Origin of the sequence: Jiangella endophytica (assembly GCF_003427025.1) — a bacterium.
In the GTDB taxonomy this organism is placed as follows: domain Bacteria; phylum Actinomycetota; class Actinomycetes; order Jiangellales; family Jiangellaceae; genus Jiangella; species Jiangella endophytica.
Map to the genome: position 1 here is coordinate 112,089 of NZ_QVAI01000011.1, position 26,192 is coordinate 138,280.

Genomic DNA, 26,192 nt, shown 5'->3' on the forward strand with positions numbered 1-26,192 from the left:
ACCACCCACGGGCCCGGCGGCAGCCCCGTCGGGAAAGCGCTCGCCGCTCCGACCTGGGTATGTCGTGACGAGGTGTTGACAGCGACGGAAACCGGTGTCCATCATGGCGTCGGATACCGGTTTCCATCCGTCCGTACCCACACCGCACGATGTCGCCAAAGGAGGCCACATGCGCGCGAAGGGCCGATGCACCACCCTGGCCGTCGCTGCCACCGCCGCGTCGCTGGCGCTGGCGCTGGCCGGCTGCGGCGGTGACTCGACCACCGGCGACGGCCAGGTCGAGATCACCGTCTGGCACACCGAGTCGACGCCGACGACCGTCGCCGCGATGGACGAGATCATCGCCGAGTACGAGGCCGCCAACCCGGGCGTGACGGTCGATCAGGAGTCGGTCGGCTGGGGCGATCTGCAGGTGAAGTTCCAGGCGGCGCTGGCCGCCGGCGACCTGCCGGAGATCACCCAGGTCGAGCCGATGTTCGTCCGCACGCTCTACTCGCAGGACCTGCTCGTGCCACTGGACGACGTGGTCGACTCGCTCGGCGACGACTACCTGCCGCAGCTGCGCGACATGTTCGCGCTGCCCGACGGCCACGACTACGGGGTGGTGCACGCGTGGGGCACCGACTCCGTCGTCTACCGCGCCGACCTGTACGCGAACGCGCCCGGCGCCGGCACCCCGGAGGACCTGGAGACCTGGGACGACTCCGTCGAACAGTGGCGGGCGGTGTCCGAGGCGAACGACGACGCCTACGGGCTGATGCTGGCCGGCGACGCGGCGCACAACGTCAACGAGGAGGTGTACCTCTGGCTCGGCTCCAACGGCGGGCGCCTGTTCGACGAGAACGGGCACGTCACCATCGACACGCAGGAGATGCGTGAGGTGCTGGAGTACTGGGTCGAGCTGCGTGACAGCGGCGCGCTGTCGCCGGCGTGGTCGTCGCAGACGTACGCGGACAGCCTCAGCTCGCTGGCGCTGGGCGAGGCCGCGACGATCTTCTCCTTCGGCCGCGCGACGTACACGTTCGAGGACCAGGCGCCGGACCTCGTGCCGGGTGAGGACATCAAGGTCGCGCCGAACCGGCCGGTCGGCCCGTCCGGCGACGACTGGATCACCCAGCTCGACGCCGAGCCATGGGTCGTGTTCAAGGACTCCCCCGATGCCGAGGCGGCCGCGGACTTCCTCGAGTTCTTCTTCGAGAAGCAGAACTACCTGCGCTGGATCGGCTCCGTCCCCACCCAGCTGCTGCCGGTGCGCGCGTCGACGTTCGACGACCCCGACTACCAGGCACTGCCGGAGGTGCGGGACTGGGGATTCTGGATCGACCAGCAGCGCCAGATGCTCGAGTCCGGCCAGGCGTACCCGCTGATGGTCACCCAGTGGTCCGACCTGGAACTGCCCTACCTGAGCGACCTCTACGGCTCGGAGATCCTCGTCGACATGGTCATGGACGTCGTCGAGAACGGCAAGGACATCGACGAGGCGCTGTCCGACGCCCAGGCCCGGGCCGACGAGCTGCTCTCCCCGCTCTACGCCGACTGACGACCCGACTGACCGCGCGAAGGGAACGACGATGTCTCTGACGCGAACGACGACGACCGGGCCGCCCCGCACCGGTGGCGCCGGCCGGACCGCGACCCCTCGGCGAGGCCGCCGAATGCCCGGCTGGTTCTGGGGCGCGCTGCTGCTCAGCCCGGCGTTCCTCCTGGTGGCCGGCGTCATCGCGGCGCCGATCGCCTACCTGGTGCGACTCAGCTTCACCGACGCTCACGCCTACCTGCCGAGGTTCGGCTCGGTCGGGTTCGACAACTACGCCGCGCTGCTGCGCGCGCCGCATTTCTGGGACAGCGTCCGCACGACGGTCTGGTACGCGGGCCTGACGGTGGGCCTGCAGCTGGTGCTCGGCGTGCTGATCGCGCTGCTGCTGCACCAGCGGTTCCGCGGCCGCGGCGTCGTCCGGCTGGTCGCGCTGGCGCCGTACATGGTGCCGTCGATCGTGGTGGCCCTGGTGTGGCGCTGGCTGCTCGACCCCACCACCGGCGCCTACTCGTGGTTCATCGACAAGGTGTGGCCGGGCTCGGAGCCGCCGAACCTGCTCAGCCCCAACCTGATCTTCTGGTCGCTGATCGCGGTGTCGGTGTGGATGTTCACCCCGTTCATCGTCATCAGCGTGCTGGCCCGGCTGCAGACCATCGACCCGTCGGTGGTCGAGGCGGCGACGGTCGACGGCGCGGGCGCGTGGCGGCGGTTCTGGCACATCGTGCTGCCCGAGCTGAAGCCGGTGCTCTACACGCTCATCCTGCTGCGCTTCATGTTCATGTTCACCAAGTTCGACGTGGTGTACCTGTTCGCCGGGACGGGCACCGAGGTGCGCACCCTGCCCGTGCTGACCTTCCAGCGGATCTTCGGCGAGGCCCGGCTGGGCTCCGGCGCCGCCGTCGCGATGATCCTGTTCGTCCTGCTGATGATCTTCACGACGGTCTACCTGCGCACTCTCTACCGCGAGCGGGAGGAGACGGCATGACCACCGCACTGCACCGGCTGTCGAGGGTCCGCTGGTACCTGGTGATCGGCGTCGTCCTGCTGGTCGCGATCAACGGGTTCCCGTTCTACTGGATGGCGCTGACCTCGGTGAAGCCGGGGACCGAGCTGTTCTCCTACCCGCCGGCGTTCTTCACGACGGCGCCGGACTTCGGCGGCTTCCAGCGGCTGTTCGAGACCACGAACTTCCTCACCTACGCCAAGAACAGCCTGATCATCGCGACCGGCGCGACGGCGCTGTCGGTGGTGGTGTCGGCGCTGGCGGCGTACGGGCTGACGCGGTTCCCGTTCCCGGGCAGCCGCGCGTTCAGCACGGCGATCCTCTACGCGTACACGTTCGCGCCGATCGTCATCGTCGTGCCGCTGTACGGGATGTTCCGCGAGGCCGGGCTGATCAACAGCCACCTCGGCATGATCCTCGCGTACGCCTCGTTCGGCGTGCCGTTCAGCCTGTGGCTGCTGCAGCCGTTCTTCCGGGCGATCCCGGCCGAGCTGGAGGAGGCCGCGTTCGTCGACGGCGCCAACCGGGTGAAGAGCGCGTGGTACGTCGTGTTCCCGCAGGCCGCGCCGGGGCTGATCGCCGTCTCGGTGTTCACCTTCCTGCTGGCCTGGGAGGACTACCTCTTCGCCCGGGTGCTGATCACCCAGGACGACCTGAAGACGCTGCCGATCGCGCTGCACGACCTCTACAACGCCAGTCTGCAGGACTGGCCGCTGCTGATGGCCGCCGCCGTCCTCATCAACCTGCCCGTGCTCATCGCGTTCCTGTTCGTCCAGAAGTACCTGGTCGCGGGCTGGGGCGCGGGAGCGATCAAGTAGCCCGGCCCGCCGCAGAGAGGGGACGCATGTACGTCGGTTACGAGGTCCGCGAAGGGACCGCCTGGATCCGGATCGAGCGCCCGGAGAAACTGAACGCGCTCGACCTGTCCGGCTGGCACCACATCACCGAGCACCTGGCGCGGGCGGCCGACGAGGCGCCCGGCCCGGTGGTGCTGACCGGGACGGGGCGGGCGTTCTGCGCCGGCGACGACATCGCCACGTTCCAGGAGCACGCCACCCCCGAGCAGGGCATGGACTTCTTCATCGGCGGGCTCTACCGCACCATCGAGGCGATCGCCACGCACCCGTACCCGGTGGTCGCCGCGGTCAACGGGCTCGCCTACGGCGGCGGCTGCGAACTCGTGCTGGTCAGCGACCTCGCCATCGCCTCCGCCGACGCGACGTTCAGCCTCCCGGAGGGACGCATCGGCGCCTGGCCGACGGTCGCCGTCGCCGTCGCGCCGCACGTCAGCGGCCGCAAGCTCGCCGGCGAACTGTCCTACGAGATGCCCGCGCTGGACGCCGCCGAGGCGCGCCGGTTCGGCATCGTCAACCGGGTCGTCCCGCCGATGGGTCTGGAGGACGAGGTGCGGGCCACCGTCGCGCGGATCCGGGCGGCGTCGCCGCACGCGATCCGTCAGACCAAACGGTTCCTGACCGAGGAACTGGTGAGCGTCGGCCTGCCGAAGGTGCGCCGGGCGCTGACGGCGCTGGTCGAGGAGACGCTGCCCACGCACGACCTGCGGGAGGGCACCGCCGCCTTCCTGGAGAAGCGCGCGCCGGTCTTCGACGGGAAGTGAGCACCATGCCGAATCTCCCCCTGGACGGCGTCCGCGTCCTGGACTTCGCCCACATGATGCAGGGACCGTGGGCCGCCGAGATGCTCGCCGACCTCGGCGCCGACGTGATCAAGGTCGAGGTCGTGGGCACCGGCGAGCGCGGCCGGCAGTCCGGCACGACGTTCCTCAACGGGGTCAGCGCGCAGTTCCTCGCGATGAACCGGAACAAGCGCTCGCTTGCCGTCGACCTCAAGACGCCGGCCGGGCTGCACGTCGCCGAGGCGCTGATCGGCACCGCCGACGTGCTGATCCAGAACTTCCGGCCGGGCGTCATGGAGCGGCTCGGCCTCGGCTGGGAGCAGGCCCGGGACCTGAACCCGTCGCTCGTCTACTGCACGGCCAGCGGGTACGGCGCCGACGTGCCGGACCCGCGTAAACCCGGCCAGGATCTGCTCGCCCAGGCCCGCACCGGCGCGCTCTGGCTCACCGGCACCGCCGGCGCCGCCCCCACTCCGGCCGGGCCGTTCGTCGCCGACGTCCACGCCGCGACGATGCTGGCGCTGGGCGCGACGGCGGCGCTGCTGGAGCGCGCACGCACCGGCCGCGGCCGCCTCGTCGAGGTCGACCTCGTCGGCGCGATGCTGCACCAGACCGTGCAGGAGGTGGTCTCGACGGTGAACTCCGGCGAGCCGCCGCGCCGCCCGTCCGTTCCCGGCAGCGCGTACCTCGAGGCGCCGTACGGCGTGCACGCGACGGCCGACGGGTTCGTCGCGATCTCGCTGACGACGATGGAGGCGCTGGCCGCCGGGCTGGACGCGCCGGAGCTGCTCGAGCGGTTCCCGTCCAAGGAGGCCGCCACCACCGGGCGGGACGAGCTGAACGCGCTGGTCGGCCGGCTGGTCGCGACGCGGCCCGCCCGGGAGGTGCTCGACGCGCTCGACGCGGCGGGCGTGTGGTGCGCGCCGGTCAACGACCACCGCGAGATGACCACCGACCCGTACGTGCGCTGGGACCGGCGCCGGCTCGAGGTGAAGCACCCGGTCGCGGGCACCGTCGAGCTGGTCGGCAACCCGATCACGCTGGACGGCGAGCAGCTGCCGGCCAGGCGCCCCGCTCCCCTGCTCGGCGAGCACACCGCCGAGCTGCTGTCCGAGCTGGGCCTCGACACCGCCGCGCTACTGGCGGACGGCGTCGTGGAGGTGCCCCGATGACGGCCGGCGCTCCCTGGTTCCCGCCGGTCGGCGCGCGCAGCGTGTTCCGCAAGACCGTCACCGAGTCCGACGTCGGTCTGTTCGCCGGCATCACCGGCGACTTCGCGCCGCAGCACGTCGACGACGAGTACATGCGGTCCCGGCCGCAGGGTCGCCGCATCGCGCACGGGGTGCTGACGCTGGGGCTGACGTCGACCGCGGCGGCCCGGCTGTGCGAGGCGCACGGCGTGACGGCGGTGTCGTACGGCTACGACCGCGTCCGGTTCCTCCGCCCGGTCTACCTGGGCGAGACCGTCACGGTCGACTACGTGATCGAGCGGCTCGACCTCGCCGCCCGCAAGGCGTTCGCGGCGATGACGGCGACCACGCAGGACGGCGAGCGCTGCCTCGTCGGGACGCACGTCCTCTACTGCTACCCGCCGGAAGGAGACGCGTGATGCTGGCCGAGGTCGACCACTTCATCGAGACGCGGGTCGCGCCGGCGGCGCGGGCCATCGACGCCGAGGCCGCGTTCTTCCCGGATCTGCTCGGGGACGCGGCGGCGCTCGGCCTGCAGGGGCTCGTGCACGACGACGCCGGCGGGCTGGACGTCGCGCGGATGGACCTCGCCCGCGAGGTCACCGAGCGCCTCGCGACGCACAGCCCGGCGGTCGCGCTGGGCGTCGCCGGGGCGCGGCTGTCGGCCTACCTGCTGGCCAAGTACGCGCCCGAGCACCTGCGCGAGCGCTGGGTGGCGTCGACGCTGGCGGCGCGGACGTACGGGTCGTTCGCGATCACCGAGCCCGACGCCGGCACCGACATCCGCGCGCTGAGCACCGTCGCCGTGCCCGACGGCGACCACTACCGGCTGACCGGGCACAAGTGCTGGGTCGGTTTCGCGCCGGTCGCGCACGTCGCGATCGTGCTGGCCAAGGTCGGGAGCACGGAGCGGGACGCGCCCATGGTCGCGCTCGTCGTCGACATGGCCTCCCCCGGCGCCACCGGCCGGCCCGGTCCGGAGCTGTCCGGGTTCCGCGGCATGCCCAACGGCGAGCTGCTCTTCGACGGCGTCCGGGTGCCGCGCGGCGACCGGCTGGGCGTCGAGGGGTTCGCCGGGATGATGGACGGTCTCAACATGGCTCGCATCGACGCCGCCGCGTACGCGTGCGGCCTGCTGCGCGGCGCGCTGCTGGCCGGGCTCGCCCGGGCCGGCGGCAGGCAGGCGTTCGGGCGGCCGATCGGCGACCTCGCGATCATCCAGCGCAAGCTCGGCCGGATGGCCGCCGACTACCGTGCGGCACGGGAGCTGACCCGGCGGGCGGCCGAGTCGTTCGCCCGCGGTGGCGGCGGCGACCAGGACGTCGTGTCGATGGCGAAGCTGTTCGCCTCCGACGCCGCCCGCCGGCACACCGACGAGGCCATGCAGATCCACGGCGCGCTCGGCGTCGTCGTCGACGAGGACGTGAACCGCATGCATCGCGACGCGAAGGTGACGCAGATCTTCGACGGCACCAGCGAGATCCACGAGACGATGCTCGGCCGGCGGGCGCTGCGGATGCTGGCCCGCGGCGAGCCGCTGACCGCGTTCCTCGACGCCGACGCCGTGGCGGGAGCGGGCGCATGAGCGGGCCGCTGACCGGCGAGGTCGCGCTGGTGACCGGGGCGACCGGCGCCCTGGGCGCGGCGATCTGCCGCGATCTCGCCCGCGCCGGCGCCGACGTCGCCGTCCACCACCTCGACGAGCCCGAGGCCGCCGGGGCGCTGGCGGACGAGCTGGCGTCGTTCGGTGTGCGGACGACGACGGTGGCGGCCGACGTGACGTCGTGGGACCAGGTGGCCGCGGCGGTCTCGGCCGTCGCGCGGGCACTGGGGACCATCACCGTGCTGGTGAACAACGCCGGGTTCATGGAGCCGGTGCGCATCGTCGACTCCGGGCTGGCCGACTGGCGGCGCACGCTGGGCGTCGACCTCGACGGTGTCTTCGTCGTCACCCGGCACGTGCTGCCCGGGATGCTCGAGACGCACGGCCGCATCGTCAACGTGTCGTCGCAGCTGGCCTTCAAGGGCGCCGTCGACTACGTCGCGTACGCCACCGCGAAGGCCGGCGTGCTCGGCTTCACGAAGGCGCTGGCCCGCGAGGTCGGGCCGCGGGTGCGCGTCAACGCCATCGCGCCGGGCCCGATCGACACGCCGATGGTGCGGCCGTACGCGACGCCGGACTGGGTGCACGCGCGCACCCGCGACTCCGTCACCGCGCGGCTCGGCTCGCCGGAGGAGATCGGCCCGGCCGTGGTGTTCCTCGCCGGGCCGGGCGCGGAGCTGATGCACGGGCAGACGCTGCACCTCAACGGCGGCGGGGTGATGACGTGAGGGGACGGGTCCGGTTCCTGACCGCCGAGGCCGCCGCGGACCTCGTCCAGGACGGGCAGACGCTGGCGATCGGCGGCTCCGGCGGCGGGCTGCTGGAGCCGGACGCCCTGCTGGCGGCGCTCGGCCGCCGGTTCCGCGCGACCGGGTCGCCGCGCGGGCTGGACCTCGTCCACACCACCGGGATCGGCGACCGGCAGGGCGGCGGCATGGACCACCTCGCGCAGCGCGGGCTGGTGCGCTCCGTCGTCGCCGGCAACTGGGGCATGGCACCGGCGATGAGCGCGATGGCCGTCGCCGGCGAGTTCGAGGCGTACAACTTCCCGCAGGGCGTGATGAGCCAGCTGTTCCGCGAGATCGCCGCCGGCCGGCCGGGGGTCGTCACGCACGTCGGGCTCGGCACGTTCTGCGACCCGCGGGTCGAGGCCGGCCGGCTCAACGACGTCAGCCCGCAGACCCGGGTCGAGGTGGTGGAGCTGGCCGGGCGCGAGTGGCTGTTCTACCCGGGGTTCGACCTGGACGTCTGCTTCATCCGCGGCACGACCGCCGACGAGCGCGGCAACCTCTCCTTCGAGCAGGAGGGTGCGCGACTGGAGATGCTGGCGATCGCGCAGGCCACCCGCAACCGTGGCGGCCTCGTCATCGCGCAGGTCAAGCAAGTCGCGAAGGCCGGCACCCTGGACCCGCGCCTGGTCGCCGTCCCCGGCATCTGCGTCGACGTCGTCGTGCACCATCCCGCGCAGAAGCAGGTGGTGACGCACGTGTACAACCCGGCGTTCTCCGGCGAGCTGCGGGCCGCCGCGTCGACGCTGCCGCCGTTCCCGCTGGACGCGCGGAAGGTGGTGGCGCGGCGGGCCCTGTCGGAGATCGAGGCGGGCGACGTCGTCAACCTGGGCGTCGGGATCGCCGACGGCATCGCCTCGGTGGCGGCCGAGGACGGCCGGCTGGACGAGTTCACGACGACGATCGAGCAGGGCGCCGTCGGCGGGATCCCGGCCCGTGGCGTGATCTTCGGCGTCGCGACGAACCCGGAGGCGATCCTGGACCAGCCGGCCCAGTTCGACTTCTACGACGGCGGCGGGCTGGACATCGCGTTCCTCGGGTTCGCCCAGGTCGACGCCGTGGGGAACGTCAACGTGTCGAAGTTCGGCTCGCGCGTCGTCGGGACCGGCGGGTTCGTCGACATCAGCCAGAACGCCGGCACCGTCGTGTTCTGCGGGACGTTCACCGCCGGCGGCCTGGACGTCCGCGTCGGCGGCGGCGAGCTGCGCGTCGTCACGGAGGGCGAGCACCCGAAGTTCGTCCCCGCCGTCGCCCAGGTGACGTTCAGCGCGCGCGAGTCCGTGGCCCGTGGGCAGCGGGTCCGCTACGTCACCGAGCGGGCGGTGTTCGACCTGACGGCTCGCGGGTTGCGCCTCCTCGAGGTGGCGCCCGGGGTCGACGTGCGCCGCGACGTCCTCGACCGGATCCCGTTCGACGTGCTCGTCGAGGACGTCAGGACGATGGAGCCCGAGTACTTTCAGTAGGTGCAGACGATGCAGGACGACGCTACGCCGGAGCACACCCGGCGGCCGACCATCAAGGACGTTGCGGAACGTGCGGGCGTCACCAAGGCCACCGTCTCGAAGTACCTCAACCGGGCGCACGGCTACGCGATGGCGGCGTCGACGCGCGAGCGGATCCGGGCCGCGATCCAGGAGCTGGACTTCCAGCCCAGCCCGCTGGCCCGCGGCCTCAGCCGCAGCGCGACGTCGACCATCGGGCTGGTGGTCGCCGACATCCGCAGCCAGTTCTACCCCGACCTCGTCGCCAGCATCCAGACCGCGGCCGAGGCGGCCGGCTACACGCTGGTCCTCGGCAGCTCCGGCGACGACCCGGGCCGCGAGCTGGACATCATCCGCTCCATGGCCCACCGCCGCGTCGACGGCGTCGTGCTGGTGGCGGTCCGCTCCGAGAGCGACCACATCCATTACCTGCGCCGGCGCGGCATCCAGATCGTGCTGGCCAGCCGCGACCTGCCCGAGCTCGTCGCCGACACCGTCGTGGTCGACAGCCTGGCCGGGGCGCGGTCGGCGGTGCGGCACCTGCGTTCGCTCGGCCACCGGCGGCTGGCCCACGTCGCCGGCGAGGCGACCGTCAAGCCGTTCGCCGACCGGCGGCGCGGCTTCTCGCTGGAGACCGCCGACCTCGCCGGCCTCCCCGTCGAGGTCGCGGCCTCGACCATCGAAGGCGGACGGGCGGCCGCGCGTGCCCTCCTCGACGTCGCCTCGCCGCCGACGGGCATCTTCTTCGCCAGCGACACCATGGCTCTCGGCGGCCTCATGGCCTGCGCCGACCTCGGCCTGCGCGTCCCCGACGACGTGTCCATCGTCGGCTTCGACAACGTGACGGTCGGCCAGCTGCCCGGCATCGGCCTCACCACCGTCGACTCCGACGCCGCCCGGGTCGGCGAGGAGGCGACGGAGCTGCTGCTCAAACGCATCCTCGCCCCCGCCGACGCCGCCGCCGACCCCGTCCTCGTCACCCGCCCCGCCGAACTCGTCGTCCGCACCTCCGCCGACTCGCCCCGCGCCTAGGTGTACCCGGCCATCGGGGTGGTGTGAGGCGGCTTGTGGTTGGGAGCCCGCCGAGTGCGCTGTGGCGTCGTCGAGTGTGGCGGTAGCCCAGGCGTTGTCGGTCATCGGCCGTTCGATCCGGCTGATGCCGTGCTCGGCGACATGGGCTTGGGGCTGGCCGCCCCCTCCGGATGGGTCGTGCAGCCTTCGACAAGCCACACCCCGCCCGGGGGCTCTCACCCGTTCGACCCGACACACCCGCCACCCACCTCGCGGCCGGATACAGCGAGGGGGTTCGTCTCCCTGCCCAGGGCCTAGGACGTTCCGGACCTGTAGACGCACACGCCAACAGTGGGCGCCGGTGTCGACACCCTGGGAGAGGACCGCCGACCCGACCGCCTCGACAGCGTCTGTTCCGCCGATCACACCGGGGCCGGAAACTGTCACGAACCACCCTTCTGCTCCGTCGTCTGGGTGAGAGCACGAGGAGGCAGCAGATGCGCAGGATCCTGATCGTCGGCGGCGGCTACGCCGGGTTCTACACCGCGTGGAAGCTGGAGAAGAAGCTGCGCCCGCACGAGGCGGACGTCACGATCGTCGACCCGCGGCCGTACATGACGTACCAGCCCTTCCTGCCCGAAGTGACCGCCGGTTCGGTCGAGGCCCGGCACGTCGCGGTGTCGCTGCGGCGGCACCTGCGCCGCACGCACATCATCGCCGGGCGGGTCGTGAACATCGACCACGCGCACCGGACGGCCACCGTCAGCACGGCCGACGCGGCGGACCGGGAGGTGGGGTACGACGTCATCGTGGTGACGGCGGGCGCCGTCACGCGGACGTTCCCGATCCCGGGGGTGGCGGACGAGGCGATCGGCCTCAAGCACGTCGAGGAGGCGGTCGCCATCCGGGACCGGCTGCTGACGGCGTTCGAGCGGGCGGCCGCGCTGCCGCCCGGCCGGGAGCGGCGGCGGCTGCTGACGGTGACGGTGGTCGGCGGCGGGTTCACCGGCGTCGAGGGGTTCGGCGAGCTGCTGTCGCTGGCCACCGCGCTGCTGAAGCACTACCCGGAGCTCAGCGCCGACGACCTCGCGTTCCACCTGGTGGAGGTGCGCGACCGCATCCTGCCGGAGGTCACCGACCAGCCGGGCGCCTGGGTCGTCCGGCACCTGGAGCGGCGTGGCGCGCACGTCCACCTCGGCACCAAGCTGGTGTCGGCGCGGGACGGGCACATCGTGCTGTCGGACGGCGCGGAGTACGACAACCACCTGCTCGTCTGGACCGCCGGCAACCAGAGCAACCCGGTCGTCGCGCGGCACACGGACCTGCCGGTCGACCAGCAGGGGCTGTTCCGGGTCCGGGTCGACCTGCGCCTGGGCACCGACGACGCGCCGGTGCCGGACGCGTGGGCGGCCGGCGACAACGCGGCCGTCCCCGACCTCACGTCGGACCTGCCCGACGCACACGTCGTGCCCAACGCGCAGAACGCCGTCCGGCAGGGCAAGCGCCTGGCCAAGAACATCGTCGCCGACCTCCGCGGCCGCAGGACGAAGCCGTACGCACACCACAGCCTCGGCACCGTCGCGACGCTCGGCCTGGGCAAGGGCATCTTCCAGTACCGCCGCATCGTCATCACCGGCCTGCTCGCCTGGCTCATGCACCGCGGCTACCACGTACTGGCGGTCCCGACGTGGGAGCGCAAGGTCCGCGTGTTCCTCGTCTGGGCGGCGGCACTGTTCTACGGACGCGACATCGTGTCGCTGCTGTCGGTGCAGCACCCACGGGCCGCGTTCCTCGACGCGACGCTGGGCGCCCGCGACCGCGACCGCGACGAGTAGCGCGAGGTCATCCGGAGCGGAGGAGGCGGCCGCACCGCGCACCGCGAGAAGGTGGGGGGTAGCCGACCCGCGGTGGAGGTGGTCATGACGACGACAGGTGCGAACCCGGCCGACGTCCTCGTGGTCTTCGGGATCACGGGCGATCTCGCGCGGGTGATGACGTTCCGCTCGCTGTACCGGCTCGAGGCGCGGGGCCTGCTCCAGTGCCCGATCGTCGGGGTCGCTGCCGACGACTGGACGGTGGACCGCCTGGTGCAGCGGGCCCGCGCGTCGATCGAGGGGACCGGCGAGCAGCTGGACCCGCAGGTGTTCGACCGGTTCGCCGCCCGTCTGTCGTACGTGAGCGGCGACTTCGCCGACGCCGCGACGTACGGGAGGGTCGGTGACGCGATCAAGGGCGCGGAGTCGCCGGTCTTCTACCTGGAGATCCCGCCGTCCCTGTTCGCCACCGTCGTGAAAGGGCTGGCGGACGCGAGCCTGACGGCGTCGGCCCGGATCGTCGTGGAGAAGCCGTTCGGCCACGACCTCGCCTCGGCGCACGCCCTGGCCGAGGAACTGCACCAGTACGTCGACGAGTCGCAACTGTTCCGCATCGACCACTACCTCGGGAAGATGGGGATCGAGGAGATCCTGTACCTGCGCTTCGCCAACTCGATCCTGGAACCGGTCTGGAACCGCGACCACGTGCGCTGCGTGCAGATCACCATGGCCGAGAGCTTCGGCGTCGACGACCGCGGGCACTTCTACGACCCCGTCGGCGCGCTCCGCGACGTCGTCGTGAACCACCTGATGCAGGTGGTCGCCGCGGCGGCCATGGAGGCCCCGGCGCGCGGTGACGTCCGGACGATCAAGGAGTCCCAGCTCGCGCTGTTCCGGGCCGTCGCCGAGGCCGACCCGGCCCACTACGTGCGCGGCCAGTACGAGGGCTACCTGGGCATCGACGGCGTCGCGGCCGACTCCGCGACCGAGACGTACGCCGCCCTGCGGCTGGAGATCGAGAACTGGCGCTGGTCCGGCGTCCCGTTCTTCATCCGGACCGGCAAGCGGCTGGCCGCGACGCAGACCGAGCTGCGGCTGGTCTTCAAGCACCCGCCGCGGCTGGGCTTCTGGCCGGAGGCGCAGCGCCCCCGCGCCGACCAGCTCGTGGTGCGGCTGGACCCGTCGACCGGGATCCGCATCGCGCTCGACGCCCGGCGGGCCGACCGCACCGGCGCCGCTCCCATCGACCTGGACATGGAGTTCGCCACCGAGGGCGGCGAGGGTCCGACCCCGTACGAGGTGCTGCTGCTCGCGGCCATGCAGGGCCGGTCCACCCGGTTCGCCCGGCAGGACGGCATCGAGGAGACCTGGCGGGTCATGCAGCCGCTGCTCGACTCCCCACCTCCGGTGCACCTCTACACGCCGGGAACATGGGGTCCGCAGGCGGCGGACGCGCTGACCGCGGGCGAGGGCGGCTGGCAGGACCCGTGGGTCGCGTCGTGACGGCGGGCGGAGGGTAGGCGTCCGCATGGGCGCGACGGCACGCACGCCGCAGCGGCCCGCGCTGGTCCTCACGGCGCTGATCCTGGTCGCGGCGGTGGCGAACCTCAATCTCGCGGTGGCCAACGTCGCGCTGCCCGACATCGGGAAGGCGTTCGACTCGTCGCAGACCACGCTGGACCTGATCGCCGTCGGCTACTCGCTCGGGCTGGCCGCGTCGGTGCTGTACCTCGGCGGGATCGGCGACCGCTACGGCCGCAAGCTCCTGCTGATCCTCGGCGTCACGCTGTCGGTACCCATTTGCCTGCTCGCGGCCTACGCCCCCTCCGACACCGTGCTGATCATCGCGCGTGTGCTGGGTGGGGTGTCGGCGGGGATGGCCTACCCGACGACGCTCGCGCTGATCACGGCGCTGTGGTCGGGCCCGGCGCGCACCAAGTCGATCGCTCTGTGGTCCGGCATCGGCGGCGCGATCGCCTCGCTCGGCCCGCTGCTGTCGGGCTGGCTGCTCGAGCACTTCTGGTGGGGGTCGGTGTTCCTGGTGACGCTGCCGCTCGCGCTGGTCGCGCTGGTGCTCGCCGTGCTGTTCGTGCCGAGCCACGTCAACGAGACCACCGACCCGGTCGACAACCTCGGCGGGCTGCTGTCGATCGTGCTGGTGGCGGCGCTCGTGTTGTCGATCAACTTCGCGCCCGTCCCGGGCCGGGGCACGCTGGCCGTCGGGCTGGCGGTGCTGACGCTGGCCGCCACGGCGGCGTTCGTCCTGCGGCAGCGCCGGGCGCCGAACCCTCTCTACGACCTGACGGTGGCCGGCCGGCGGGTCTTCTGGGTGGCCGCCCTCGCCGGGATCATCGTCTTCGGCACCCTGATGGGCGCCATGTTCGTCGGCCAGCAGTTCCTGCAGAACGTGCTCGGCTACTCCACGTTCGAGGCGGGCCTGTCGATCCTGCCCGCGGCCGCCTTCATGGTGCTGGTGGCGCCGCGGTCGGCCGCGCTGGTGGAATCGCACGGGTCGCGGGTCGTGCTGCTGCTCGGCTACAGCTGCTGCCTGCTCGGGTTCGTCGCGATGCTGCTGCTGTGGGACCAGGACACCTCGTACTGGGCGATCGGGCTGGCGTACGCGCTGATCGGCGCCGGGGTGGGGTTCGCCGGCACACCCGCGTCGCATTCCCTGACCGGGTCCGTGCCGGTGCGCCGGGCCGGCATGGCGTCGGGCACGGCCGATCTGCAGCGCGACCTCGGCGGCGCGATCATGCAGTCGATCCTCGGCGCGCTGCTCACCGCCGGCTACGCGTCGGCCATCTCGTCCGCGATCGCCAGCGCGCCGAACCGCCAGGAGATCTCCGACGGCGTGCAGACGCAGCTGATGAACTCGTTCTCCTCGGCCGAGGCGGTGGCCGAGCGGTACCCGCAGTACGCCGACGCGATCACCTCGGCCGCGGAGCAGTCCTTCCTCGACGGCGCCGACTGGGCCTACATCGCCGGCATCGTCGCGATCCTCATCGGGTCGACGGTGGTCTACGTGCTGTTCCCGGACAAGGAGGACGAGACCCGGCTGCTCGCCGAATACCACGCCACGGACACCCGGATCGAGCGCTAGTGTCGCCGCCGGCGGTCGAGGCGGCAGCCCGTCAGCAGCGGCTCGACGGTGCCGTCGACCAGCTCTGACGCGACCAGGCGGCCCACGGCCGCGGCGAGCGTGACCGCGGCGTGCGTCACCGCCAGGTAGAGGCCGGGTACCTCGGCGGCCGGCCCGACGATCGGCTCGCCGTCGGCCGGCATGGGGCGTGCGGCGACCCGGGCGCCGAGCAGTTCGACGTCCGCGGCGCCACGGAAGGTGGACCGGACGGCGGCGAGAGTCCGTTCGGGTGAGTCGGCGGCGGCGATGAGGCGGTCCGCGGCGACCTGCCGGAGGTCGAAGTCGCGGTTGTTGACCACGGTGCGGACCAGTCCGGCCGGTGCGCGGAACCGGAACAGCGTCGCCGGCGACGGGCCGACCGGGACGCGGAGGCCGAGCGGCCCGCACAGCGCGGCCGTGGCCGCCCCCGCCGCGAGCACCACTGTCGCACCGGGGAGGAACCCCGCTGCCGTCTCGACCCCGGCGGCCCGGCCCGCGGCGTCGCGGCGCAGCGCGGTGACCGGGGTGTCCGGACGGACCCGGGCACCGTGGGCGCGGGCACCCTCGACCAGCCGCTCGGTCACGCCCACCGGGTCGACGGCGCCGTCGCCGGGTGCCCAGACGGCCCACTCCGGCGGCTCCCGCAGGGCGGGCTCGAGTGTCGCCACCCTGGTCGCGTCCACGATCTCCTGACCGGGCCCGGCCTCCGGCGGGTCGTCCGTCGTGCCCCAGGACAGCGAGCCGGACCAGGTGACCGGGAGTCCCGGCAGCTCGGCCTCGAGCCGGCGGTACTCCCGCGTCGCGGTCGCCCGCAGCTCGGCGGCCGGACCGGTGCGCACGCCGGACGCTCCGATCCAGGCGAAGGAGTCGGCTGTCACGCCCCCGCCCGGCCGCCCCGCGTCGACGAGCGTCACGGCGGTACCGGCCCGGGCGGCGTGATAGGCCACCGAGGCGCCGACGATGCCGGCGCCGACGACGACCAGGTCGCTGCTCATCCGCAGCACTGTGCCGCAGGGCGGCCGCGGCGACAAGCGGCGATCCCGCGCGGAGCACCGCCGGCCGATCAGCGATGCGACCCTAGGCGAACCGCGCGAGCAGGTGATCGCCGACCCGCAGCGCGTTCGCCATCGCCGTCAGCGCCGGGTTCACCGCCCCGATGCTCGGGAAGATGCTCGTGTCGACGACGTACAGGTTGTCCAACTCGTGCGCCTTGCAGTCGCGGTCGAGCACCGACGTCGCCGCGTCGGTCCCGAAGCGGACGGTGCCGGCCTGGTGGGCGCAGCCGGCGACGGGCACGTCGTTCTTCATGTACACGTCACGCGGGATCAGGTGGTGCGGGTGCAGGCCCAGGTGGCTGAGATGGCCGGTGACCCGGCGGTACAGCTGCTCCAGCGGCTCGCGGTTGTTCGGTGTGTAGTCCAGCGCGATGTCACCGCCCGGGCGCAGCGTGACGCGGTTGTCCGGGTCGGGCAGGTCCTCGACGGAGAGCCAGAAGTCGACGGCGTGCTCGGCGACCTCGTCGAGCGCCATCATCGGCGCCAGCCGGGCCAGCGCGGGCTTCTCGCCGCGGTACATCGGCGCCGACGACTTGCCGACCATCTGCACGTTGCCCATCGGATAGGCGAAGTCGGCGTCGCCGAAGTAGTAGTCGTTGACGCCGAGGGTCTTCTGGAACCGCGTGTCGTTCTTCTCCGTCGAGACCGCCAGGAACGCGCGGCTGTTGTGGAACATGTAGTTGCGCCCGACCTGGTCCGAACCGTTCGCCAGCCCGTTCGGATGCCGGTCGTTCGCGCTGGCCAGCAGCAGTTTCGCCGAGTTGGCCGCACCGGCGGCGACCACCACGACCGAGCCCGTGAAGCGCTGCTCCGAGCCCGCGACGTCCGCGACCACCGTGGTCACCGTCCGCCCGGACGGGTCGGTCTCCAGCCGCCGCACCGCCGCGTTGCGCACCAGCGTGACGTTGTCGTGCCGCAGGGCGGGCCGCACGGCGATGACGTCGGCGTCGGACTTCGCGTGCACCAGGCAGGGGAAGCCGTCGCACGTCGCGCACCGGATGCAGGCGCTGGTCTCGGGGTGCGTCTCGTCGAGCATGATCCCGCTCGGCGCGTGGAACGGGTGCAGGCCCACGCGGGCGAAGTCGTCGGCGAGCTGCTGGATGCGCGGCTCGTGCGACACCGGTGGGTGGGGGTACGGCCCCGACGCAGGCGGCTCGGTCGGGTCCTCGCCGCGGACGCCGTGCACCTGGTACAGGTCCTCGGCCTGCGTGTAGTACGGCTCCAGCTCGTCGTAGCCGATCGGCCAGGCCGGCGAGACGCCGCCGTGGTGGCGCAGCTCGCCGAAGTCGCGTTCGCGCAGCCGGTACAGGGCGGCGCCGTAGAACTTCGTCGCGCCGCCCACGTAGTAGTGGATCTGCGGCTGGAACGGCTTGCCGTCGCCGTCGTACCAGGTGTCGGCCGACACGTAACGGTTGTCGACGAAGACGGCCGTCGCGTCCCAGTTCTCGATCTCGCGCGGCAGCCAGTCACCGCGCTCCAGGATCAGCACCCGCCGCCCGGACGGGGCCAGCCGGTGCGCCAGCGTGCCGCCGCCGGCCCCGGATCCCACGATGATGACGTCGTACTCGTCGGCCATGACGGCCTCCTCAGTCCAGCGCGATGTGCGGCCGGTCGGCCTCGTCGTCGCCCCACGCGATCCGCTGCGGCGCGGAGGAGACCTCGATGGTGGCCGCGCGGTCGCGGTCGAAGTAGTCCCAGGCCCACGTCACGAACGCGTCGGTCCTGCTGTGCACGCCGCTCATCAGCATCATGTGCACGCCGAGCCAGGCGGCGAACGCGACCGGGCCGTCGACCTGGTGGCGGTGCTTGCCGACCTCGGCGACGGCGGCGTTGCGGCCGATCATCGCCATGATGCCCTTGTCCTTGTACCGGAACGGCCGGGTCGGCTCGTTCCGCCGCTCGCGCAGGATGTTCTCCGCCGCCCACCGGCCGGACTGCTGCGCGACGGAGCCCAGCTGCGGCCACGTCCCGGTCTCACCGGCCGGGATGTTCGCGGCGTCGCCGACGGCGTAGGCGCCCGGGTAGCCCTCGATGGTCAAGTCCGGCCGCACGTCGATCCGGCCGCCGCGGCCGGGTTCCGGACCGGCCGTGCCCGCGACGGACGCGCCCTGCTCGCCGCCGCCCCACACCACGGTGCGGGCCGGGATGCTGGCGCCGTCGTCCAGCTCGACGTGGTCCGGGTGCACGGCCGCCACCCCGGCGCCCAGCCGGACGTCGGCGCCGGCCTCGCGCAGCTTGTGGACGGCGTACTCGTGCGCCTTCTCGGAGAACTCGCCGAGCAGGGCGTCACCGCGGTCGATCAGGGTGATCCGGCCCGGCTGGGCGAGCCGCCCGGTCTCGTGCAGGGCGCCCATCAACTCGGCCAGTGCGCCGGTGGTCTCGACGCCGGTCGGCCCGCCGCCGACCACCACGACGTCGAGCGTGCCGGGCGTCGCGTCTCGCAGCAGGTCCTGCAGGTGCAGCCGCAGCCGCTCCGCGTCGGCCACCGAGTACAGCGGGTACGCGTGCTCCGCGGCGCCGGGAACGCCGAAGAAGTTCGGCTGGGCGCCGGCCGCGACCACGACGTGCGACCCGCTGAGCGTGCGCCCGTCGGTCAGGACGAGGCTTCGATCGGACAGCCGGACCTCGGCGACCTCGGCGGTCACGACCTCGACCGTCGCGTGCTCCCGGAAGATGGCCCGGTGCGGCCGGGCGACGTCCTCGACCGGCAGCTGCGAACTCGCCACCTGGTACAGCAGCGGCTGGAACTGGTGGTAGTCGTTGCGGTCGACCAGCGTCACGGGGACGCCGTCCTCGGCGAGCCGGCGGGCGCAGGCGACGCCGGCCAGCCCGCCACCGAGGACCAGCACACGGTCGGACGTCCCGGTCACAGCGACAGCTCCGCGAGCCGCTCGTGCAGGACGATCCGCGCCGCCGCCTGGATCAGCGCGAGGTGCGAGAACGCCTGCGGGGTGTTGCCGAGGTGCCGGGCCCGGCCGACCTCGAACTCCTCGGCGTACAGGCCCAGGGGCGAGGCGACGGCCAGCAGACGCTCCATCAGCGCGCTTGCCCGGTCCGTCTCCCCCACCGCCGCCAGCGCCGAGACCAGCCAGAACGAGCAGATCAGGAACGTGCCCTCCTCGCCGGAGAGGCCGTCGTCGGTCTCGCCGGTCCGGTAGCGCAGCACGAAGCCGTTGTCCGTCAGCTCCTCGTCGACAGCGTCGATCGTCTTGCGGATCCGCTCGTCGCTGCTGGGCAGGAACCCGAACAACGGCGCCAGCAGGGTCGAGGCGTCCAGGGCGTCGGTGTCGTAGTGCTGGCGCAGCACACCGCGGTCGCTGACGCCGTGGGCGAGGATGTCCTGGCGGATCTCCTCGGCGGTGGCCGCCCATTCGCGCTCGCGCTCGGGGTCGTCGCGGATGGCCGCCAGCCGCGCGGCGCGGTCCAGGGCCACCCAGCACATGAGCTTCGACGAGACGTAGTGCTGCGGCTTGCCACGGGCCTCCCAGATGCCCTGGTCCGGGTCGCGCCAGACCGCGGTGGCGCCCTCGGCCTGCGACTCGACCAACGGCCACAGCCGGCGCGGCAGGTGCTTGCTCCGGCGGGTGTGCAGCAGCAGCGCGTCGAGGACCGCGCCGTACACGTCGTTCTGCCGCTGGTCGAAGGCCCCGTTGCCGATGCGCACCGGCTGGGCGCCCTCGTAGCCGGACAGCTCGTCGCGGGTGGTCTCGGTGAGGTCGCGCCGTCCGTCGATGCCGTACATGATCTGCAGGCTGCCGTCCGCCCGCGGCTCGACGTCGCCGACGAACTGCATGAACTCCTCGGCCTCCCAGTCCAGGTTGAGGTAGTGCAGCGCCTGCAGGGTGAACGTGGTGTCGCGCATCCACGTGTACCGGTAGTCCCAGTTGCGCTCGCCACCCGGCGTCTCCGGCAGCGACGTCGTCAGCGCGGCCACGGTGGCACCGGTGGGCATGTACGTCAGGCCCTTGATGGTCAGCGCCGACCGCTCCAGCGGGTGCCGCAGCGGGTGGTCGGGGATGCGGGCACGGGCCAGCCAGTCGCGCCAGAAGTCGATCGTCCGGCCGATGCGGGCGAAGGCGTCCTCCACGCCGGCCGGTCCGGCGAGTTCGTGCTGCCACGACAGCGCGCACCAGGCCCGCTCACCCTTCCTCAGCACGTGCCGGGCGCGGGCGGCGCCGCCCTCGATGCCGATCGACAGGTCGGTGCTCAGGCGCAGCGTCTGCCCGTTCCCCGCGGCGTCGGCCGCGTGCGCGCCGTCGTCGGCGCCGACCACCGTCCAGGTGGCGGGCGTGCGGCCGTAGTCGAAGACCGCCTCGCAGACGGCCTCGATCTCGACCTCGCCGTCCAGGCACTCCGCCGTGCGCACCAGCAGGTGCTCGGCGTCCTCGTCGGCCGGCGGCCGGGTGTGCGGCGTGACGACGTCGGTGCCATGACGCGGGCCCATCGTCAGGGCGTCGCGGATCCGCACCCATCCGCCGGTGGTGTGCCAGGTCGTCTCCAGCACGTTGGTGCCGGGCACGTAGAACCGCGCGGTCGGGGTGTTGATGCCGTACGGGCCCCAGCGGAACGAGCCGGCCCCGCGGTCGAGCAGGTTGCCGAACACACTCGGCGCGTCGAAGGCGGGCACGCACAGCCAGTCGACCGAGCCGTCCGGGGCGACCAGCGCGCCGGTGTGGCAGTCGGACAGGAACGCGTAGTCCGCGATCGGCGGGAACGGGGACGTCGACAGGCTCATGGCACTCACTCCTTCACTCCGGGTACGGCGTCGCCGGCACCCTCCTCCGGCAGCAGCCCGCGCTGGTCCAGGACGTACAGGACGACGAAGCCCGGCAGCACGATGACCGCGGCGAGCCCGACGACGACCAGGACGGTGGTCAGGGTGCTGTCGGGCGCGGCGGCCGCGGACACCTTCAGGCTCTCGGGCAGCAGGTAGGCCCACTGCGCCACGCCCCAGGCGGCGACGATGCTCGCGACCGCGCCGACGGCGAGCAGCCGGCCGCCGCGGGCGGCGTCGCGGACCAGCAGCACCAGGGCACCGACGCCGCAGGCCACGCTCACGATCACCAGCGGCAGCGCCCGCGACGTCAGCCCGTCGAAGACGTACTCCGCGTCAGCGCGCAGCACGAACACGCCGGCGGCTCCGATGACGGCGACGGCGAGCGCGGCGCCCACGGCGCGTCGGCGGAAGTAGGCCGCCATCGCCGGGTCGCCGAGCCGCCGCGCGTCCCAGACCAGGTAGGCGGCGGACAGGTAGGCGACGGCGGCGACCGCCAGCACCCCGCCGAGGATCGACGTCGGGTTGATCCAGCTCGACACCGGGTCGCCGGCCCGCCCGCCCGCCGGCACCCGGCCCGACGCGATGCCACCGGCGACCGCGCCCAGCGCGTACGGCACGATCACCGAGGACAGCGCGAACGCCCCGCCGAAGACCCGCCGGTACTCCATGCGCACGACCGCCTTGCGGAACGCGAACCCGGCGCCGCGCAGCACGATGCCCAGCGCCGCGATGGCCAGCGGCACGAACAGCGTCAGTGTGATGGACGCGTAGGCCTCGGGGAACGACGTCCACAGGACCGCGAACACGAAGATCAGCCAGACGTGGTTGGCCTCCCACACCGGGCCGATCGAGTGCTCGATGACCGCCCGCGGCCGGGCGCCGCGCTCCGGCCCGCCGGCGGTGAGGTCCCAGAAGCCCGCCCCGAAGTCGGCGCCGGCGAAGATCGCGTAGGCCACGATCGCGGCCATCAGGACGATGGCGACCGCCGTGCTCACGGCACCACCTCCTGCTCGTCGCGCTCGGCGGGTTCGGCGGGTGCGCGCGGGCCGTACGGGGTGCCCTCGTCGGTGAACCCGTCGCCGCGCCGCCAGCGCCGGCTCATCCCGCGCAGCACCAGCACCGTCGTGACGCCCAGCGCGGTGTACAGCACGACGACCGCGATGAACATGATCCAGACGCCGGTGTTGCCGGTGGCGGCGTCCTCGACCTTCATGTGGCCGTAGACGATCCACGGCTGCCGGCCGACCTCGGTGACCACCCAGCCGGCCTCCATCGCGATGACCGCGAGCACCCCGGACGCGGCGGCCACCCGCAGGAACCACTTGCTCCGCGGCATGTGCCGGCGGAACGCCCAGACGAGCCCGTACCAGACCGAGAGCAGGAACAGCAGCGTCCCGAGTCCGACCATGACGTCCCAGGCCAGGTGGACGATGTTGACCTGGCGGGTCGTGGGCCGCTCGTCGGCCGGGAAGGCGTCGAGACCCTGCACGACGGTGTCCCGGCCGGTGCTCGGGTCGGACAGCCACGAGGCCAGCCCGGGGATCGCGAAGCCGCCGCTGACGGTGCCGTCGTCGTTCAGCCGGCCGAGCAGCGTCTCGGGGACGTCGCTGGCGGTCTCCGGCACCAGCTCGATGGCGGCGAACTTCGCCGGCTGGTTGTCGTACACCCAGCGCGCCAGCGCGTCGCCGACCACGAGCTGCACCGGCGTCATGGCCGCGGCGACGGAGAACGCGATGACGAAGCCGACCCGGTGGTAGCGGTCGCGGCGGCCGCGCAGCATGCCCGTCGCGTACACCGAGGCGACCAGGAACCCGCCCACCAGATAGGCGGCGATGATCATGTGCGCGGCCTGCAGCGGCATCGCGTCGTTGAAGATCACCCGCCACGGGTCGACGTCGACGATGGTGCCGGACGAGTCGAGGGTGAAGCCCGTCGGCGCGTTCATCCACGCGTTCGCGGCCACGACCGCCGCACTGCCGAAGACGCCGGTCAGCACGATCGGGACGCCGGTCCAGAAGTGCGTCCAGGGCCGCAGCCGGCGCCAGCCGAAGATGTAGAGGGCGATGAAGATGGCCTCGGTGAAGAAGAAGATCCCCTCGAACATGAACGGGATGCCGAACGCGTCGCCCCACTGACCCATGAAGCGGGGCCAGAGCAGGCCGAACTCGAAGCTCAGGACGGTGCCGGTGACGGCGCCGACGGCGAACGTCACGGCCATGTACTTCGACCAGCGCTGGGCCAGCAGCAGCGCGTCGCTGTCGTCGTGGCGCAGCGCCCGGTAGTTGGCGATGAGGGTGAGGAACGCCCACGAGACGCCGAGCGGCACCAGGATGATGTGGAAGGCCAGGGTGAAGGCCATCTGCCCGCGCGCCCAGGGAACGGGATCGACCGTCGCCAGCGCGGCGAGTCCGCCACCCATGCACATCCCCCCTCGGTGTCTGGTGCGAACCTGACAGGTATTCGGCGCCCAGGCATCGTCCGCGACGGATGACCCCGCCGCACCGGGCTCAGACGATGCCCAGGTGCCGGGCCCGGCGGACCGCCTCGTTGCGTCGCGTCACGGACAACTTGCGCAGGATGCCGCGGATGTGGGTGCGCACCGTGTTGACCGAGATGTACATCGCCGACGCGACCTCCTCGGTCGTGAGCAGCGACGACAGGTGACGCAGCACCTCGAGCTCGCGGTCCGACAGCGCCCGGCCGACCGGCGGCACGCCGTCGGCCTCCGGCTCCGGCGCTCCGTGCGGCGCCGGACTCGGAGCCGGGCTCGGCTCCGGGCGCAGCCAGTCGGTGCGGCCCGACACCGCGGCGTCGGTGCGCATCAGCCAGCGGACCTGCGGCGAAGCGTGGGCGAACGGGCGCCGCAACCGCTGGCGCCGGGCCAGCCCGAGTGCCCGGACGACGGCGGACCGGCTCGTCGCGGCGTCGCCCCGGCCGAGCTGCCGGTGCGCCCGCTGCAGCAGTTGCTCCACCCGCGCGGCCTGCGGCTCGATGCCGGCCGGTCGGAGCGCGGTGACGGCGTCGCCGCGCGCGGGTGCGCCGACGGCGGCCGCCTCGGCTCCGATCAGCGCCCGGACCCACGACGGCCCGGCGTCGGCCCGGCGCAGCAGCCGCCGCGCGCCGTCGGCGTCGCCCTGGTCGCGCCGCAGGCGGACCTGCAGCAGCACCGAGACCGACGACAGCAACGCGTCGCCCCGGCACTCCGGGACCCGGACCGCGCGGCGCAGCCAGTGCTGGGCTCCGGTCAGGTCCTGCCGCTGCGACGCCACCCAGGCGCGGGCCAGGTGGACGGCGGCGGGCCGGTCCGCGGCGGCGACGGAGTGCTCGGCCGCCAGCGTGTCGGCGGCACCGGCGAGCTCCCGGACCCGCGACAGCTCACCGCGCGCGGCCTCGGCCAGCGCCAGCATCCCCAGGCAGCGCAGCCGGATCGCCGCGACGGCGCCGTCGCCCGGGGCGCCCGCGGGGCCGCGCTCGCCGTCGTCCCCGGTGACGGCGAGCGCGGCAGCCAGTTCGGTGCAGGCGGCGCCCGGGTCGCCGGCCCGCAACCACGCGGTGCCGGCGGCGAGCAGCGCGAGCGCCCGAAGTTCCTCGTGCCGGTCCGGACGCGCGGCGGGCGCTGCCTGGAGCGCGTCGCGCAGGTGCCGCGTGGCCGTCAGCGTCGCGCCGGCGTCGCCGACGGCGTCGGACAGGACCGCGCGGGTGACCGCGGTCGCCAGGACCAGGCCGGCGCCGGCCGCCCGGACCCCCGCCGAGGCGATGTGCTCATCGCAGCTCGAGAGCCCTTGGGCGGCTCGGCGCAGGTCACGCCGCCGGACGGCGAGTGCCGCCCGCACCACCGCGACGGCCGGGGTGTCCAGCTCGTCGGGCAGCCCGTCCAGGCGCCGCGCGAGCGCGGGCGCGGCGCCCGGCACCAGCAGCGGCGCCAGCGCGGCCCCGTCGACGACGAGGTCCGCCGCACCGGTCCAGTCGCCCGCCGCCACCAGGTGCTCCACCGCGTCGGCGACGCGCCCCGACGCCGCGAACCAGCGGGCGGCCCGCCGGTGCAGCTCGCCCGTCTCGGCCGGGCTCTCCTCGGCCAGCACCGTGCCCAGCAGCTCGCGTACCAGCGGGTGCAGCCGGTAGACGCCGGAGGCACCCGGCACCGGCAGGAGGAAGGCGTTGCCGCGCGCGAGCCCGGCCAGCAGCCGCTCGCTGTCACCGCGCCCGGTCAGCGCCTGGGCCAGTCCGGGGGTCAGTTCGGCCGCGACGCTGGTGCGCGTGAGGAAGTCCAGCTGGACGCCCGGCAGCGCCTCGAGCACCTCCGCGGCCAGGTAGTCGCCCAGCATCGAGCCGGCCGGCTCGAGGGTCGTACGGACCACGTCGGCCGCGGTGCCGTCCGGCCACTGCTGCACCGCGAGCGCCGCGAACCGGACGCCCGCGGCCCAGCCCTCGGTGCGATCGGCGACGATCCTGGTCAGCTCCGGGCTGCGCACCCCGTGCAGCTCGAGCATCGCGCCGATCTCGGCGAGGGTGAAGGCGAGGTCGTCGTAGCGGATCTGCGCCACCGTCCCGTCCAGGAGGTAGCGGTGCAGCGGCAGGGCCGGATCGGCGCGCGTGACCATCACGAGGCGGAACCGCGGCCCGGCGGCGCGCAGCAGCTGGTCGAGCCGGCGCGCGATCGCGTGGTCGGTCAGGCGTTCGGCCTCGTCGAGCACGAGCGCGACGGGGGCGTCGCGCTCCAGCAGCTCGGCCGCCAGCCACTCGACGAACGACGGGTCGACGTCGCGCTCCGGGTCCGGGGCACCGTCGGTGACCACCCCGGCCCGGGCGAGCGCGGCGACCACGTGCGACCAGAACACCCCCGGCCGGTCGTCGGTGTCGTCGAGCGTGAGCCATGCGGGTGGGGTGGCGAGCCGGGCGGGCGGCGCGTCGTGACGGGTCCGGCGCGCCCAGGTCGCCGCGAGCACCGTCTTCCCGGTGCCCGCGGGCGCACGAACCAGCGTCAGCGGAGCGGTGCGCACTCCGGCCGCGACGGCGTCGACCAGCCGGCGGCGCTCGACGACCGGGAAACCGTGCTGCGGCGGGCGCAGGCGGGCAGGCAGCGGCGGCGGCCGTCCACCGGCCGCGCGTGCCCCCACGATCGTTGTGGCAACGTGCCCCCTCACGATGCCTCACCCCCCGTGCCCCACTCTCGGCACGG

At 73.2% G+C, this 26,192-nt stretch carries 20 protein-coding genes; 13 read left to right on the forward strand and 7 right to left on the reverse strand.

The window, feature by feature from the left end:
• Positions 1–169 precede the first annotated feature (169 nt).
• The 13 genes from DZA62_RS21600 (at position 170) to DZA62_RS21660 (ending at position 15,163) form a co-directional block, all read left to right on the forward strand.
• Positions 170–1,540, forward strand: coding sequence for an ABC transporter substrate-binding protein (locus tag DZA62_RS21600; protein ID WP_157987820.1), 1,371 nt, complete (start codon positions 170–172; stop codon positions 1,538–1,540).
• 115 nt (positions 1,541–1,655) lie between these two features.
• Positions 1,656–2,522: a carbohydrate ABC transporter permease gene (locus tag DZA62_RS21605; protein WP_157987821.1), complete on the forward strand. Its 867-nt coding sequence runs from the start codon at positions 1,656–1,658 to the stop codon at positions 2,520–2,522.
• Positions 2,519–3,358, forward strand: a complete 840-nt coding sequence (locus tag DZA62_RS21610) for a carbohydrate ABC transporter permease (RefSeq protein WP_116951012.1) — start codon at positions 2,519–2,521, stop codon at positions 3,356–3,358. Before DZA62_RS21605 ends, DZA62_RS21610 begins: the two co-directional genes overlap by 4 nt.
• Before the next feature lie 26 nt (positions 3,359–3,384).
• Positions 3,385–4,158, forward strand: coding sequence for an enoyl-CoA hydratase/isomerase family protein (locus DZA62_RS21615; protein WP_116951013.1), 774 nt, complete (start codon positions 3,385–3,387; stop codon positions 4,156–4,158).
• A 5-nt stretch (positions 4,159–4,163) separates the two neighbouring features.
• The gene (locus tag DZA62_RS21620) at positions 4,164–5,348 is read left to right on the forward strand and encodes a CaiB/BaiF CoA transferase family protein (protein WP_157987822.1); all 1,185 of its coding nucleotides are present in this window, start codon (positions 4,164–4,166) and stop codon (positions 5,346–5,348) included.
• Positions 5,345–5,785, forward strand: a complete 441-nt coding sequence (locus DZA62_RS21625) for a MaoC/PaaZ C-terminal domain-containing protein (protein WP_116951015.1) — start codon at positions 5,345–5,347, stop codon at positions 5,783–5,785. The genes DZA62_RS21620 and DZA62_RS21625 overlap by 4 nt, the downstream gene beginning before the upstream one ends.
• Positions 5,785–6,951, forward strand: coding sequence for an acyl-CoA dehydrogenase family protein (locus DZA62_RS21630; RefSeq protein WP_116951016.1), 1,167 nt, complete (start codon positions 5,785–5,787; stop codon positions 6,949–6,951). The genes DZA62_RS21625 and DZA62_RS21630 overlap by 1 nt, the downstream gene beginning before the upstream one ends.
• On the forward strand, positions 6,948–7,697 hold the full coding sequence (locus DZA62_RS21635) for an SDR family NAD(P)-dependent oxidoreductase (RefSeq protein ID WP_116951017.1): 750 nt from the start codon (positions 6,948–6,950) through the stop codon (positions 7,695–7,697). Before DZA62_RS21630 ends, DZA62_RS21635 begins: the two co-directional genes overlap by 4 nt.
• Positions 7,694–9,220 (forward strand): acyl CoA:acetate/3-ketoacid CoA transferase, encoded by a 1,527-nt coding sequence (locus DZA62_RS21640; protein WP_116951018.1) that lies wholly within the window; start codon positions 7,694–7,696, stop codon positions 9,218–9,220. Before DZA62_RS21635 ends, DZA62_RS21640 begins: the two co-directional genes overlap by 4 nt.
• A 9-nt stretch (positions 9,221–9,229) precedes the next feature.
• Entirely contained in the window at positions 9,230–10,270 is a 1,041-nt protein-coding gene (locus DZA62_RS21645) for a LacI family DNA-binding transcriptional regulator (protein ID WP_157987823.1), read from the forward strand.
• Between the two features lie 476 nt (positions 10,271–10,746).
• On the forward strand, positions 10,747–12,084 hold the full coding sequence (locus DZA62_RS21650; RefSeq protein WP_116951020.1) for an NAD(P)/FAD-dependent oxidoreductase: 1,338 nt from the start codon (positions 10,747–10,749) through the stop codon (positions 12,082–12,084).
• A gap of 84 nt (positions 12,085–12,168) precedes the next feature.
• Complete coding sequence (gene zwf / locus DZA62_RS21655) at positions 12,169–13,566, forward strand: glucose-6-phosphate dehydrogenase (protein WP_116951132.1); 1,398 nt, start codon at positions 12,169–12,171, stop codon at positions 13,564–13,566.
• A 25-nt stretch (positions 13,567–13,591) separates the two neighbouring features.
• A complete protein-coding gene (locus DZA62_RS21660; RefSeq protein WP_116951021.1) occupies positions 13,592–15,163 on the forward strand; it encodes an MFS transporter in 1,572 nt (523 codons plus the stop codon).
• On the opposite strand, the gene DZA62_RS21665 is transcribed toward DZA62_RS21660, so the two are convergent.
• The 7 genes from DZA62_RS21665 to DZA62_RS21695 all read right to left on the reverse strand — a co-directional run bounded on the left by DZA62_RS21665 (position 15,160) and on the right by DZA62_RS21695 (position 26,130).
• Positions 15,160–16,176 carry an NAD(P)/FAD-dependent oxidoreductase gene (locus DZA62_RS21665; RefSeq protein WP_116951133.1) on the reverse strand — a complete coding sequence of 339 codons (1,017 nt, stop codon included), beginning with the start codon at positions 16,174–16,176 and terminating at the stop codon, positions 15,160–15,162. The genes DZA62_RS21660 and DZA62_RS21665 overlap by 4 nt on opposite strands.
• Positions 16,177–16,258: 82 nt before the next feature.
• Entirely contained in the window at positions 16,259–17,812 is a 1,554-nt protein-coding gene (locus tag DZA62_RS21670; RefSeq protein ID WP_116951022.1) for a GMC oxidoreductase, read from the reverse strand.
• 10 nt (positions 17,813–17,822) lie between these two features.
• A complete protein-coding gene (locus DZA62_RS21675; RefSeq protein ID WP_116951023.1) occupies positions 17,823–19,106 on the reverse strand; it encodes an NAD(P)/FAD-dependent oxidoreductase in 1,284 nt (427 codons plus the stop codon).
• Positions 19,103–20,971 carry a glycoside hydrolase family 15 protein gene (locus tag DZA62_RS21680; protein ID WP_116951024.1) on the reverse strand — a complete coding sequence of 623 codons (1,869 nt, stop codon included), beginning with the start codon at positions 20,969–20,971 and terminating at the stop codon, positions 19,103–19,105. Before DZA62_RS21680 ends, DZA62_RS21675 begins: the two co-directional genes overlap by 4 nt.
• Positions 20,972–20,976: 5 nt before the next feature.
• Positions 20,977–22,008, reverse strand: coding sequence for a cytochrome d ubiquinol oxidase subunit II (locus tag DZA62_RS21685; protein ID WP_116951025.1), 1,032 nt, complete (start codon positions 22,006–22,008; stop codon positions 20,977–20,979).
• The gene (locus tag DZA62_RS21690) at positions 22,005–23,438 is read right to left on the reverse strand and encodes a cytochrome ubiquinol oxidase subunit I (RefSeq protein WP_116951026.1); all 1,434 of its coding nucleotides are present in this window, start codon (positions 23,436–23,438) and stop codon (positions 22,005–22,007) included. Before DZA62_RS21690 ends, DZA62_RS21685 begins: the two co-directional genes overlap by 4 nt.
• An 82-nt stretch (positions 23,439–23,520) precedes the next feature.
• Positions 23,521–26,130, reverse strand: coding sequence for a LuxR C-terminal-related transcriptional regulator (locus DZA62_RS21695; RefSeq protein ID WP_116951027.1), 2,610 nt, complete (start codon positions 26,128–26,130; stop codon positions 23,521–23,523).
• Positions 26,131–26,192 lie beyond the last annotated feature (62 nt).

What these genes read in the sequence shown, in the direction of transcription:
- DZA62_RS21600 (WP_157987820.1), top strand. Translation starts at nt 170, where the DNA reads ATGCGCGCGAAGGGCCGATGCACCACCCTGGCCGTCGCTGCCACCGCC.
- DZA62_RS21605 (WP_157987821.1), top strand. Translation starts at nt 1,656, where the DNA reads ATGCCCGGCTGGTTCTGGGGCGCGCTGCTGCTCAGCCCGGCGTTCCTC.
- DZA62_RS21610 (WP_116951012.1), top strand. Translation starts at nt 2,519, where the DNA reads ATGACCACCGCACTGCACCGGCTGTCGAGGGTCCGCTGGTACCTGGTG.
- DZA62_RS21615 (WP_116951013.1), top strand. Translation starts at nt 3,385, where the DNA reads ATGTACGTCGGTTACGAGGTCCGCGAAGGGACCGCCTGGATCCGGATC.
- DZA62_RS21620 (WP_157987822.1), top strand. Translation starts at nt 4,164, where the DNA reads ATGCCGAATCTCCCCCTGGACGGCGTCCGCGTCCTGGACTTCGCCCAC.
- DZA62_RS21625 (WP_116951015.1), top strand. Translation starts at nt 5,345, where the DNA reads ATGACGGCCGGCGCTCCCTGGTTCCCGCCGGTCGGCGCGCGCAGCGTG.
- DZA62_RS21630 (WP_116951016.1), top strand. Translation starts at nt 5,785, where the DNA reads ATGCTGGCCGAGGTCGACCACTTCATCGAGACGCGGGTCGCGCCGGCG.
- DZA62_RS21635 (WP_116951017.1), top strand. Translation starts at nt 6,948, where the DNA reads ATGAGCGGGCCGCTGACCGGCGAGGTCGCGCTGGTGACCGGGGCGACC.
- DZA62_RS21645 (WP_157987823.1), top strand. Translation starts at nt 9,230, where the DNA reads ATGCAGGACGACGCTACGCCGGAGCACACCCGGCGGCCGACCATCAAG.
- DZA62_RS21650 (WP_116951020.1), top strand. Translation starts at nt 10,747, where the DNA reads ATGCGCAGGATCCTGATCGTCGGCGGCGGCTACGCCGGGTTCTACACC.
- zwf (WP_116951132.1), top strand. Translation starts at nt 12,169, where the DNA reads ATGACGACGACAGGTGCGAACCCGGCCGACGTCCTCGTGGTCTTCGGG.
- DZA62_RS21660 (WP_116951021.1), top strand. Translation starts at nt 13,592, where the DNA reads ATGGGCGCGACGGCACGCACGCCGCAGCGGCCCGCGCTGGTCCTCACG.
- DZA62_RS21665 (WP_116951133.1), bottom strand. Translation starts at nt 16,176, where the DNA reads ATGAGCAGCGACCTGGTCGTCGTCGGCGCCGGCATCGTCGGCGCCTCG.
- DZA62_RS21670 (WP_116951022.1), bottom strand. Translation starts at nt 17,812, where the DNA reads ATGGCCGACGAGTACGACGTCATCATCGTGGGATCCGGGGCCGGCGGC.
- DZA62_RS21680 (WP_116951024.1), bottom strand. Translation starts at nt 20,971, where the DNA reads ATGAGCCTGTCGACGTCCCCGTTCCCGCCGATCGCGGACTACGCGTTC.
- DZA62_RS21690 (WP_116951026.1), bottom strand. Translation starts at nt 23,438, where the DNA reads ATGTGCATGGGTGGCGGACTCGCCGCGCTGGCGACGGTCGATCCCGTT.